This window comes from Ramlibacter montanisoli (assembly GCF_013087525.1).
Lineage (GTDB): Bacteria > Pseudomonadota > Gammaproteobacteria > Burkholderiales > Burkholderiaceae_C > Ramlibacter > Ramlibacter montanisoli.
The window spans coordinates 423,013-434,869 of the sequence record NZ_JABFCS010000001.1 but is presented as its reverse complement, the minus strand read 5'-3'; the positions used below and the strand labels follow the sequence as shown (position 1 = coordinate 434,869).

The window sequence follows — 11,857 nt, the reverse complement described above, 5'->3', positions numbered from 1 at the left end:
CTGCTTTCGACGATGGGGCGCCAACATGGAGATACCCGCATGGACATGCTCGAACCCGGCCGCTTCGGCTTTCCCGTCAGCTTCAAGAAGCGCTACGGCAACTACATCAACGGCGAATGGGTGGCCCCCGCCAAGGGCGAATACTTCGAGAACGTCACGCCCGTGACCGGCCAGGCGTTCTGCGAGATCCCGCGTTCCACCGCCGAAGACGTCGAGCGCGCGCTCGACGCCGCCCATGCCGCCCGCGCGCGCTGGGGCGCCACGTCCGGCACGGAGCGCGCCAACATCCTGCTGCGCATCGCCGACCGGATGGAGCAGAACCTGGACCTGCTGGCCACGGCCGAGACCTGGGACAACGGCAAGCCGATCCGCGAGACGCGCGCCGCCGACCTGCCGCTGGCGATCGACCATTTCCGCTATTTCGCCGCCTGCGTGCGGGCGCAGGAAGGCACGGTGGGCGAGATCGACCGCGACACCATGGCCTACCACTTCCACGAGCCCCTGGGCGTCGTCGGCCAGATCATCCCGTGGAACTTCCCGCTGCTGATGGCGGCGTGGAAAGTGGCGCCGGCGCTCGCGGCCGGCAACTGCGTGGTGCTCAAGCCGGCGGAGCAGACGCCCGCGTCGATCCTCGTGCTGATGGAGGTGATCGGCGACCTGCTGCCCCCTGGCGTGCTGAACGTCGTCAACGGCTTCGGCCTCGAAGCGGGCAAGCCGCTCGCCAGCAGCAAGCGCATCGCCAAGATCGCCTTCACCGGCGAGACCGGCACCGGCCGGCTCATCATGCAGTACGCCAGCCAGAACCTGATCCCCGTCACCCTGGAGCTGGGCGGCAAGTCGCCCAACCTCTTCTTCCCCGACGTCATGGCGCGGGACGACGGCTTCCTGGACAAGGCGATCGAGGGCTTCGTGATGTTCGCGCTCAACCAGGGCGAGGTGTGCACCTGCCCCTCGCGCGCGCTGGTCCACGAGTCGATCTACGAGCGCTTCATGGAGCGGGTGCTCAAGCGCGTGGCGGCCATCGTGCAGGGCAACCCGCTCGACCCGGCCACCATGATCGGCGCCCAGGCCTCCCACGAGCAGCTGCAGAAGATCCTGGGCTACCTGGACGTCGGCCGCCAGGAAGGCGCGCAGTGCCTGGCGGGCGGCGAACGCAACGAGCTGCCCGGCGACCTCAAGGGCGGCTACTACGTCAAGCCCACGGTGTTCAAGGGCCACAACAAGATGCGGATCTTCCAGGAGGAGATCTTCGGTCCGGTGGTGTCGGTGACCACCTTCCGCGACGAGGCGGAGGCGCTGGCCATCGCCAACGACACGCTGTTCGGGCTGGGGGCGGGCGTGTGGACGCGCGACATGAACACCGCCTTCCGCATGGGCCGCGGCATCCAGGCGGGCCGCGTCTGGACCAACTGCTACCACGCGTACCCCGCGCATGCGGCCTTCGGCGGCTACAAGCAGTCCGGCATCGGCCGCGAAACGCACAAGATGATGCTCGACCATTACCAGCAGACCAAGAACATGCTGGTGAGCTACAGCGAGCAGGCCCTCGGCTTCTTCTGACGGCTCGCAGCGCCCGGCCGGCCGGCGATTGCCGGGCGTCCTTGCGCTGGATCAAATGGCGGCCCGCGAACTGTGCCAATTTGGCGCACTCGCGGGCCGCGCACCTTCTTCCCGCAAACGAAAGTTCAGGGAATTTCGCGATGCGCGCGGCTCCGCCCGGGCAGATAGTTCATCCATCCCGTGAAAGGACGGCCGCCATGGCAGTCACCCCCTGGCCCGCGAGGGCCCCGAACTCCCGGCGCGCCGCCGGTGCTGGCCGAGCCGCGCCACCTGGAAGCCATCGCCCGCTCGCACGAGCGCTGCCAGGCGCTGGGCCTGTCGCGCGTCGATCGCCCCGACCATGCACGGCTGGTGCGCAGCGACCTGGCCGCCGCCCGCGAGCGCAACCTGCGCCTGCACCTGCATGCGGCGCCCCTGATGGAAATCCTGCTGGAGCAGATCATGGCGACGCAGAGCATGGTGCTGCTCACGGACGCCCAGGGCACGGTCCTGCATTCGGTCGGCCACGATTCCTTCCTGCAGCGCGCCTCGCGGGTGGCGCTCGCCCCCGGGGCGAACTGGTCGGAGTCGAGCAAGGGCACCAACGCGATCGGCACGGCGCTGATCCACGAGGCGCCGACGGTGGTGCACGCGGGCGAGCACTACATGCACGCCAACGGCTTCCTGACCTGTTCCGCGGCGCCCATCCTCGATCCGCGCGGCAACCTGCTCGGCGTGCTGGACGTCTCGGGGAGCACCACTCCTACCACCTGCACACCATGGGGCTGGTGAAGATGTCGGCCCGCATGATCGAGAACCACTGGCTGTCGGACGACTTCCGCCATGCGCTGCGGCTGCACTTCCACGGCCGGCCCGAATTCATCGGCACCCTGGCCGAGGGCATCGTCGCGGTGGACCGCGACGGCCGCTTCCAGGGCGCCAACCGCAGCGCGCTGGAGCAGCTGGGTTGCAGTGGCGCGGCGCTGCGCATGCGCAGCACGGTCTCGCTGTTCGGCGTGGCGGTCGGCGCGATCGTCGACCACTTCCGCTCGCCGATCGCGCCGCCCATGCTGCTGAACCTGCCGAACGGCGAGACGCTGCACATGCGCGCGGCCTTCAACTGGCCGACCTGGCACGCGCTGGGCTCCGTCGGCGGCAATGTGCAGGAAACGGGGCAGCGCCCGCTGGAGATCGCGCCTCCGGTGGCGGCGGGACGCAGCCTGTACGCCGCCGCGGCGGGCCTGCGCGTGAGCGGCAACGGCAACAACGGCATGTCCGGCCTGCACTACCTGCAGACCGGCGATCCGCAGATGGAAGCCGTGGTCGCCAAGGTGCGCCGCGTGCTCGATCGGGACATCTCGATCCTCGTGCTGGGCGAAACCGGCACCGGCAAGGAGCTGCTCGCACGCGCCATCCACCAGGACTCGCAGCGCGCGGCAGCCCTTCGTGGCGGTGAACTGCGCCTCGATTCCCGAGAACCTGATCGAGTCGGAGCTGTTCGGCTACGAGGACGGCGCCTTCACGGGTGCCCGGCGCAAGGGCTCTCCCGGCAAGATCCTGCAGGCCAATGGCGGCACCCTGTTCCTCGACGAGATCGGCGACATGCCCCTGCCGCTGCAGGCCCGCCTGCTGCGCGTGTGCTGCAGGAGCGCCAGGTGACGCCGCTGGGCGGGATGAAGTCGGTGCCGGTGGACGTCGCCATCGTCAGCGCGACGCATCGGGACCTGCGCGCCATGATCGCGGCGCAGGCCTTCCGCGAGGACCTGTACTACCGGGTCAACGGGCTGGTGGTGCGGCTGCCCGCATTGCGCGACCGCACCGACCTCATGGAGATCGCGCACAAGATCCTGCGCGCCGAGACCGAGGGCCGTGCGCCCGGCCTGGAGGACGAGGTGGTGGCGCTGCTGCGCGCCTGCCGCTGGCCGGGCAACATCCGCCAGCTGGCCACCACCTTGCGGACGGCGGCGGTGATGGCGGGCGGCGAGGGGACGATCCGGCGCGAGCACCTGTCGGACGACTTCCTGGAGGATGCGCAGCGCGCCCTGCCGGCGGCCCCGGCGGTCCCGCCCGAACCGGAGCCCGCAGGCCCCGCGTCCACGCTGGGCGACCTGGAGCTGGCCACGATCCGCCGCGCGCTGGAGGAATCGGGCGGGAACATCTCGGTCACCTCGCGCCGGCTGGGGATCAGCCGCAACACGATCTACCGCCGGCTGCGCTGGCGCGGCGACGGGCCGCCGCGCTCCTAGCACCCTGGACGCCTGCGCTAGCGGATGGCGACGCCCCAGGGCAGCTTGCCGACCGCGATGTCGCCGACCTTCACTTCCCGTTCGGTGTCGATCACCGAGACCACGCCGGAGCGGCCGCAGGCGACGTAGAGAGCTTCCTGCCGTCCGGCGACAGCGCCATGTTCCAGGGCCGCTGGCCGACGCCGATGGTGGCCTTCACCTGGAGGGTCTGCGCGTCGATGACGGAGACCGAGGCCGCGCCGCCGTTGGACACGTAGACCCGCTTGCCATCCGGATGCACGGCGATGCCGTTGCTGCGCACGCCCGCCTTGACGCGGCCCAGCACCGCCAGCCGCGGGACGTCGACGACGTAGACCTCGTCGGCCAGTTCGGCCGCGACGTACGCGCGCAGGCCGTCCGGCGAGAACCCGATGCCCCGCGGGCGCGCGCCCACCGGGACCTGCGCCACCTGCCGCTGGGCACCGACGTCGATCACGTCGACCGCCGCGCCCTCCTCCGCGCTCACGAACACCAGCCTGCCGTCCGGCGAGAACACCGCATGTTCCGGGTTCCTGCCGGCCACGCGCACCGAGAAGGCCTTCCTGCGCGTGCGGGTGTCGATGAACAGGACCTCGTTGCCCTCCTCCACGGCGGCGGCCACCAGGCTGCCGTCGGGAGACAGGCCCAGGCCTTCCGGCGACTCGCCCAGCACCACCTCCGCGGCGACGCGGCGCTGCGCCAGGTCCACCACCAGCAGGCGGTTGCCCGTCTGTTCGCTGACGTAGGCCATCTGTCCCTTCGGGTCGACCACCGTGCCGCGCGGCTTGCCGCTGGCGGGGATCTCGCCCACCACCTGGTCGGTCGCGGTGTCGATCACGCTCAGGGTGCCGGAGCCTTCGTTGGGCACGTAGGCGAAGGGGGCCGCGCAGGCGCCGAAGGCAGCGAAGGCGGCGAAGGCGGCGAAGAGGACGGTGATTCGCTTCATGGGGAACTCCAGTTCATGCGGGATGCCAGGGCCGCGCCGTGCCGCCGGTGCCAGGCGGCAGCGGCGATGTGGCCGGCGATGAGGACGGCGAAGAGGACTGCGGTGGCGTCGTGCACGCCGACGAGGAAGCGGTAGACGGCGGGCAGGTCGGGCCCCCAGGGCGCTAGCGCGAGCCCGAAGAACTTCACGCCGTGCCGGCTGAAGTTGGATGCCACGTACCCGGACAGCGGCATGAGCAGCATGCAGGCGTACAGCGCGCGGTGCCCCCACTCCGCCGCGCCTCGCTGCCAGCGCGGCATGGCGGGCGGCCAGGGCGGCGGCCGGTGCGCCAGCCGCCAGCCGAGCCGGGCGGCGACCAGCGCCAGCAGCACCAGCCCGAGGGACTTGTGCAGGTTGATCACGCCGGCGCGGGCCGGCGTGCCGCGGGGGCGAGGTCGTCGAGCAGGAAGCCGAAGGCGATCTGGCCGATCAGGGCCAGGCCGATGGCCCAGTGCAGGGCCACGGCGACGGGGTCGTACTTGCGCATGGTCAGAACCTCAGGGCAGCGTTGAAGCCGACGAGCCAGGTGCGCCCGGCCGCCGGCTCGAAGTAGCGGGCATTGCCCTCGTTGACGATCACCGAGCCGGCGTAGCGGCGGTCGGCCAGGTTGTCGCCGCGCACGAACGCGCTCCAGTCCCAGCGCCCGGCGCGTCCCGCATAGCCGACGCTCGCGCCGACGGTGGCGAAGCCGCCCGCCGCGTCGGTGTTGAGGTCGTTCACCGGCACCCGGCCCAGTGCGCGCACTTCGACGCTGCCGCGCCAGCCGGCCGGCGGCGACCAGCCCACGGCCGCATAGGCGCTGCGATCCGCCACGCCGGGGATGCGGTTGCCCGCCGGAACGATGACGTTGGGCACGGTGCAGGGGCTCGCGGTGCAGGTGCGAAAGCTCTCTCGGTAGCGCGCATCCAGGTGCGCGAGCGCCAGCTGCACCCGGCCGTCGCCGGCGAAGCGAGCGGACCAGGAGAGCTCGGCGCCGTGGCGCCGCGTGCGCCCCGCGTTGCCGAAGCTCGCGCGGCCGCCGCTGTTGCGCAAGGTCACGATCTCGTCGCGGGTGCGGGTGTCGAAGACGGCGAGGTCGACCTCGTGGGCACCGAAGCGGCCCTTGGCGCCCACTTCCAGGTTGCGGCTGCGCGCCGGCTGCAGCGCGGGGTTCAGGCCGGCGCTGCCGTCCGGGCGATAGGCCAGTTCGTTGAGGGTCGGCGTCTCGAAACCGCGCCCCGCGGCGGCGTACAGGTGCACGCTGGGGCTCGCCTTGAACAGGACCGCCGCCACCGGTGTCGTGGCGGAAAAGCGCGTCGCGCCACTGTCGTCGCGGTTCGCCCCGGCGATGAACCGGTCGGTGCTGCGCATGCGCACGGTGCTGTGCCGCACGCCCGCATCGAGCCGCCAGCGCGGCGCCGGCGTGAGGCTCGCCTGCAGGTACTGGTCGAAGCTGCTCGCGCGGTTGTCTTCGTCGCGCCGCAGCGCGCCTTGCACGCCGGTGGTGGAACCCAGGAAGTTCTGGAAGCCCCGGCGGTGCTCGTCCATCTCGTCGTAGGCCACGCCGGCCACCACGCTGAAGGGCCACGCCGCCTGCGGGTCCCGCACGGTCCAGCGCGTGTCCAGGCCGCGGTAGTCGCGTCCGATCTGGATCACCCCGCCGGGATGCAACGCGTTGGCCTGCACCCCGTGGGAATCGCCTGGAACTGCTGCGTGTCGCGCGTGCCGCCGTAGGCCATCAGGGACAGGCTGTGGCGTGCGTCGACGGTCCGCTCGTGCGTGAGCCCGAGCTGTGCCTGGCGGAAGTTCTTGCGCGTGTCGAAGGCGAGCGCCGCCGCATCGACGGCGCGCGGGTCCGCCTCGAACTGCGCGCGGGTGAGGCCGAGCGGGTCCTGGGCCCTGGGCACGTCCACGCCGTTGGCCACCAGCGTCCAGCGGCCGTCGCCCTGCCGCCATGCCAGCTTGGCGTTGGCGAGGTCGCGGCGTGCCGCGCTGTGGCGGCGGAAGCCATCGGTCTCGAAGTGGCTCGCGCTCACCACGTAGCCGAAGGAGTCCAGGCCGCCGCTGGCCTTGGCGGAGTAGCGCCGCACGCCGTCGGCGGCGACGGCAGCGCCGGCGCTGAGCGTCGGCGGACCCTCGCCCTCCTCGGTGAACACCTGCAGCACGCCACCCGAGGAGTTGCCGTACAGGGCCGAGAAGGGCCCGCGCAGCACCTCGATGCGCTCGGCGGACGCGAGGTCCACGTGCGAGATCTGGCCCTGCCCGTCCGGCAAGGTGGCCGGGATGCCGTCCACGTACAGCCGCACGCCGCGGATGCCGAAGCTGGCGCGCGCGCCGAAGCCGCGCACCGACAGCTGCACGTCCTGCGCGAAGTTCTGCCGGTCGCGCGCCAGCAGGCCCGGCACGCCCCCCAGCAGCTCCGAGATGTTCACCAGCAGCTTGCCCTCGCCGGCCTCCTGGACGTCGACGCGGTCTATGGCTCCCGGCACGTCGATCGGCCGGTCGGGGACCCGGGTGGCGGTGACCACCACGGGTGCGAGGCTGGGCTGCGCGGCCACGGCGACCGGCAGCAGTGCCGCCGGCAGCGCGGCCAGCAGGAAACGTCGGGGTGTCATGGCGTCCCCTTCAGAGCAGCGGCTCGACGCGGTGCCGGCGGAAGATCGCCTGCAGCCGGCCGTCGGCGCGCAGCGCGGCCATCGCCTGCTGCAGTCCGGTGGCGAGTTCGGTCGCGTCCTTCCGCACGGCGCAGCCGACGGCCCAACCGTCGCGCGGCGCGCGGGGCAAAGGCAGCGGCTGCAGCGCGAAACGCTCGTCGCCGCCCAGCACGGACTCGAGCTCCGACGCCAGCCCCGCGGCGGCAACGACCTCGCCGCGCTGCAGCGCCGCCGCGGCCGCCACGCCGTCGGCCATGCGCGTCTGCAGGTGCTCGCGCAGCAGGCCGCCTTCCGCCCCGATCAGCAGCCAGCCCGCCAGTGACAGGCCCGCGACCGCCACCGGCTGCCCGCGCAGCGCGCTGATGGCATCGAGCGCCGGCAGCCTGCGCCGGTCGAACGCGATCAGCACGCGCTCGCGGTAGTAGGGCGCCAGCACGCGGACCTGCGGGTTGTCGCGCAGCAGGGGCGGGTCCAGCGGCACGTGCAGCAGGACGTCGGCCGGACCCCAGCCAAGGTAGTGGCCTTTCCACACCATGTTGCGCAGGTCGTCGCCCATGTTCTCGCCGGCCGCGAACGGCAGGGCCGAGAAGCCCAGCCCCATCTCCGCCGCGAGCGCGCGCCCCAGGTCCGCGTCGATGCCGCGGCCGCCGTCGTGGAAGGGCGGCATCTCCTGGTAGAGGCCGACCACCAGGCTGCCGCGCTGGCGGATCCGCGCCCAGTCGCCACCCTGCGCTGCCCGCGCCGCCGGCAGCGCGAGGGCCAGGGCGGCGGCGGCGCCACGTCGAAGGAACGCGCGCCTCACAGCGGCCTCTCGCGGCGGGTTTCGAGGTAGCTCTTGATCGCCCACACCGCCTCCTGGCTGAGCACGCCGGCGAAGGGAGGCATGTAGACGGCGCCGTTGCGGGTGCGGCCGTTGCGCACGGTGGTGCTGAAGAACTGGTCGTTGTCCTTCACGCAGCCCGCCTTCCTGCGCGCGTCGCGCTGCGCCGCGCAGTCGTTGTCGAGGCGGCGCAGGTCCGGCGCGATGCCGCCGGACACGGCTTCCAGTCCGTGGCAGCGGGCGCAGTTCTGGTTGAAGGCGGAACTGCCGATGCGCACGGCCGCGCCGTTGGCGCGGTACGGGTTTTCGTCGCGCCAGTCGTCGCCCAGGGCGGGCAGCTCGCGCGTGTCCACGGCTTGCGGCGTCACGTCGCCATGCGCGTGCGCGAGGCCGGCCGCGGCCAGGGTGAAGAGCGCCAGCACGGGCGCGCGCCAGGGGAAGGGTCTCGTCATGTCTGTCTCCTCGGTGGGGGTGGGATCGCGGGGCTTTCATCGCAAGCGATGTGCCATGCGTGGAAGCTGCCGTTGCCGCCATCCCGGTGCGGGGAAACATCGACGGCACTGCTCCACGTTGTGACAGCGGGTGTTCCCGCTGTCACAAGCGCGTGCGCGCTAGCGCGCCAGCTTGAACACCCAGACCATGCCGCCCTGCTCGAGATAGCTCACGCGCTTGGCGACTTCGCCGCCCCACAGCGGCACGGCGCCGCCCCAGCCCGAGACGACCGCGACGTACTGCTCGCCGCCCTGGCTCCAGGTGACCGGCGGGGCCACCACGCCCGAGCCGGTCTGGAACTGCCACACGACCTTGCCGGTCTTCGCGTCGGCCGCCTTCAGGTAGCCCTCGGGCGTGCCCCAGAACACCAGGTTGCCGGCGGTCGTGAGCACGCCGCCCCACAGCGGCGCGTTGTTCTTCACCTCCCAGACGATGCGGCCGGTCTTCGGATCGAGCGCGCGCAGCGCGCCGATGTAGTCCTCGTGCAAGGGCTTGATCGTGAAGCCGGCGCCGAGGTAGGCCGCGCCCTTCTTGTACGCCACGGGCTCGTTCCAGATGTCCATGCCCCATTCGTTGGCGGGCACGTAGAAATAGCCGGTGTCGGGGCTGTAGGCCATCGGCATCTGGTTCTTGCCGCCGAGGAAGGAGGGTGCGGAGAACACCGACTGGCCCTTCTTGCCGTCGCCTGCCGTCGGGTCGCCCGGGCGGTTGTCCGCCACGAACTGCGGCCGGCCCGTCTTCAGGTCGACGCCGCTGGCCCAGGTGATCTTGCGGACGAAGGGAAACGCGTTCTCCAGCTTGCCGGTCACCGCGTCCAGCACGTAGAAGAAGCCGTTGCGGTCCGCCTTGCCGCCCAGGCGCCTGCCGCCCGCGTCGTAGGTGACGAACTCGTTGACGCCGTCGAAATCCCAGCCGTCGTTGGGCGTGCCCTGGTAGTGCCAGCGGATCTGGCCCGTCTTCACGTCGATTGCGACCGTGGAGCACGAGTACAGGTTGTCGCCCTTGCGCAGGTGGCTGTTCCACGGCGCCGGGTTGCCCGTGCCGAAATAGGCCAGGCCGGTCTTGCGGTCGTAGCTCCCGCCCAGCCAGGTGGCCGCGCCCCCGGTCTTCCACAGGTCCCCGGGCCAGCTGGCGCCGGTGGCGCCGGACACGCCGTTCTCCTTCTCCTTGCCGTCGGCGTCGTAGGTGTAGCCCATGTGGCCCTCGACGGTGGGCCGCGTCCACACCAGCCGGCCCGTCTTCGGGTCGCGTGCCTCCACCCGCCCGACCACGCCGAACTCGCCGCCGGAGACGCCGGTGAGCAGCAGGCCCTCGGCGATGATCGGCGCGGCGGTGCTGGAGTAGCCGGCGCGGTAGTCGTCGATCTTCTCCTTCCACACCACTTCGCCCGTGTCCTGGTCCAGCGCCACCAGCTGCGCGTCCAGCGTGCTGAAGATGACCAGGTTGTCGTAGAGGGCGGCGCCGCGGTTGACGACGTCGCAGCAGGGCATGATGCCCTCGGGCAGGCGGTGGTCGTAGCGCCACAGCTTGCGCCCGGTCGCCGCGTCGAGCGCGAACAGCCGGGAGTAGGAAGCGGTGACGAACATCTTGCCCTTGTGGATGACGGGCTGCGATTCCTGGCCGCGCTGCTTCTCGCCGCCGAAGGAGAAGGCCCAGGCCGGCACCAGCCGCGACACCGTGCGGGTGTTGACCTGCTTCAGCGGGGAATAGCGTTGTCCCTGGGTGCCGAGCCCCCAGGTGAGCACGTCGCCGGTGCTGGCGGCGTCGTCGCCGATCATCTGGTCCGTCACGACGGCCTGGCCGGCGAAGGGGGTGAACGCCAGCAGGGCGGCAAGGGACAGGGCGTGAAGGCGCATGGAGGTCTCCTCTGTGGATATGGACGTGAAGTCGCCGCGCGCTCCGAAAGCGCGGGCGGGCCTCCAGCGCAAGGCCTGTGCCCAGGCGGGACCCGCGCTTTGGGCAGCGCAGGTGCGGGTGAACCCGCAGCCGGGGGTCCCGTGTTGCGAAGCACCACAGCGCGCGCGTTGCAGAAAGCAACACGGCACACCGCCCTGGCTCGACCGCGGCGCCAGCCGACCCGGAAGCGGGGGCATCGCGCATGGCGATGGCTGGCATCCGCTTTCTTTGGGAAAATCGGGCCATGCCATCGCCACCCGCGATGGCCAATCCCGATGCGCACCACCGAACGCTCCTTCGCCCGCCGGATCGACCTGACCTCGCTGCAGCTGTTCGTCGCTGTCTGCGAGCTCGGCTCGATCGGCCGCGCCGCGGAGCGCGAGTTCATCGCCGCTTCCGCGGTGAGCAAGCGCCTGTCGGACCTGGAAGCGACGCTGGAGACGCCCCTGCTCTATCGCCACACGCGCGGCGTGAAGCTCACGCCGGCCGGCGAAAGCCTCTTGCACCACGCGCGCTCGGTCCTGTTCAGCCTGGAGAAGATGCAGGCGGAGCTGTCCGAATACGCCGAGGGCGTGCGCGGCCACGTGCGCATCCACGCCAACATCTCGGCGATCGTGCAGTTCCTGCCGGAGGACCTGGGCGCCTTCAGCCAGGCGCACCCGCAGGTGAAGATCGACCTGGAGGAGCACCTGTCCACCGAGGTGCTGCGCGCGGTGCAGGAAGGCGCGGCCGACCTGGGCATCTGCAACGTGTCGGCCGCCGCGGGCCACGAGCTGCAGACGCTGCCCTACCGGCGCGACGAGCTGGTGCTGATCGTGCCGCGCGGCCACGTGATGGCGAAACGCAAGGCCGTCGCCTTCGAGGACACGCTGGACTTCGACCACGTGGGCCTGCACTCCAACAGCTCGATCCACCTGGCAATGCGCGAGGCCGCCGCCGCCGCCGGCCGCACCATCCGCCTGCGCATCCACGTCACCGGCCTGGACGCCATGTGCCGCATGATCCACAACGGCCTGGGCGTGGGCGTGATGCCCCAGCGCGCCTTCACGCTGATGCACGGCGTGGGCGACCTGGAGTGCGTGCGCCTCACCGATGCCTGGGCGATGCGCGACATCCGGCTGGTCGCCCGCGACTTTTCCACCCTGCCGCTCACCGCGCGCCTGCTCGTCGACCACCTGCGCACACGCGCTGAAACAGGCGCGGTCGAGCTGGCCGCATAGAATTTCAA

10 protein-coding genes and 1 pseudogene are annotated in these 11,857 nt (G+C 71.5%); 4 read left to right on the top strand and 7 right to left on the bottom strand.

All coding sequences use genetic code 11. The features are described from left to right. Positions 1-39 precede the first annotated feature (39 nt). From adh to HK415_RS27395, 3 genes are all read left to right on the top strand, one after another. The gene (gene adh, locus HK415_RS02220) at positions 40-1,560 is read left to right on the top strand and encodes an aldehyde dehydrogenase (RefSeq protein WP_171556603.1); all 1,521 of its coding nucleotides are present in this window, start codon (positions 40-42) and stop codon (positions 1,558-1,560) included. A 249-nt stretch (positions 1,561-1,809) separates the two neighbouring features. Next, complete coding sequence (locus tag HK415_RS26105; RefSeq protein WP_309246548.1) at positions 1,810-2,331, top strand: GAF domain-containing protein; 522 nt, start codon at positions 1,810-1,812, stop codon at positions 2,329-2,331. Next, on the top strand, positions 2,319-3,785 hold the full coding sequence (locus HK415_RS27395) for a sigma-54-dependent Fis family transcriptional regulator (RefSeq protein ID WP_444965403.1): 1,467 nt from the start codon (positions 2,319-2,321) through the stop codon (positions 3,783-3,785). The genes HK415_RS26105 and HK415_RS27395 overlap by 13 nt, the downstream gene beginning before the upstream one ends. A 91-nt stretch (positions 3,786-3,876) precedes the next feature. Here the strand turns inward: HK415_RS27395 and HK415_RS02210 are convergent, their stop codons facing one another. From HK415_RS02210 to HK415_RS02185, 7 genes and pseudogenes are all read right to left on the bottom strand, one after another. Next, positions 3,877-4,749: a beta-propeller fold lactonase family protein gene (locus tag HK415_RS02210; RefSeq protein ID WP_253261729.1), complete on the bottom strand. Its 873-nt coding sequence runs from the start codon at positions 4,747-4,749 to the stop codon at positions 3,877-3,879. Then, positions 4,746-5,150 (bottom strand): cytochrome b, encoded by a 405-nt coding sequence (locus HK415_RS02205; RefSeq protein ID WP_171556602.1) that lies wholly within the window; start codon positions 5,148-5,150, stop codon positions 4,746-4,748. The genes HK415_RS02210 and HK415_RS02205 overlap by 4 nt, the downstream gene beginning before the upstream one ends. Continuing rightward, positions 5,147-5,275 (bottom strand): hypothetical protein, encoded by a 129-nt coding sequence (locus tag HK415_RS25830; RefSeq protein ID WP_256373035.1) that lies wholly within the window; start codon positions 5,273-5,275, stop codon positions 5,147-5,149. Before HK415_RS25830 ends, HK415_RS02205 begins: the two co-directional genes overlap by 4 nt. 2 nt (positions 5,276-5,277) lie before the next feature. Continuing rightward, positions 5,278-7,382, bottom strand: a pseudogene (locus tag HK415_RS26790) (TonB-dependent receptor family protein). Between the two features lie 10 nt (positions 7,383-7,392). Further along, positions 7,393-8,223 carry a substrate-binding periplasmic protein gene (locus HK415_RS02195; RefSeq protein WP_309246546.1) on the bottom strand — a complete coding sequence of 277 codons (831 nt, stop codon included), beginning with the start codon at positions 8,221-8,223 and terminating at the stop codon, positions 7,393-7,395. Continuing rightward, positions 8,220-8,693 carry a cytochrome c-550 PedF gene (gene pedF, locus HK415_RS02190; protein ID WP_171556600.1) on the bottom strand — a complete coding sequence of 158 codons (474 nt, stop codon included), beginning with the start codon at positions 8,691-8,693 and terminating at the stop codon, positions 8,220-8,222. The genes HK415_RS02195 and pedF overlap by 4 nt, the downstream gene beginning before the upstream one ends. Before the next feature lie 159 nt (positions 8,694-8,852). Continuing rightward, positions 8,853-10,589 carry a PQQ-dependent methanol/ethanol family dehydrogenase gene (locus HK415_RS02185; RefSeq protein WP_171556599.1) on the bottom strand — a complete coding sequence of 579 codons (1,737 nt, stop codon included), beginning with the start codon at positions 10,587-10,589 and terminating at the stop codon, positions 8,853-8,855. A gap of 315 nt (positions 10,590-10,904) precedes the next feature. Between HK415_RS02185 and HK415_RS02180 the strand changes: the two genes are divergently transcribed. Further along, positions 10,905-11,849 carry a LysR family transcriptional regulator gene (locus tag HK415_RS02180; protein ID WP_171556598.1) on the top strand — a complete coding sequence of 315 codons (945 nt, stop codon included), beginning with the start codon at positions 10,905-10,907 and terminating at the stop codon, positions 11,847-11,849. Positions 11,850-11,857 lie beyond the last annotated feature (8 nt).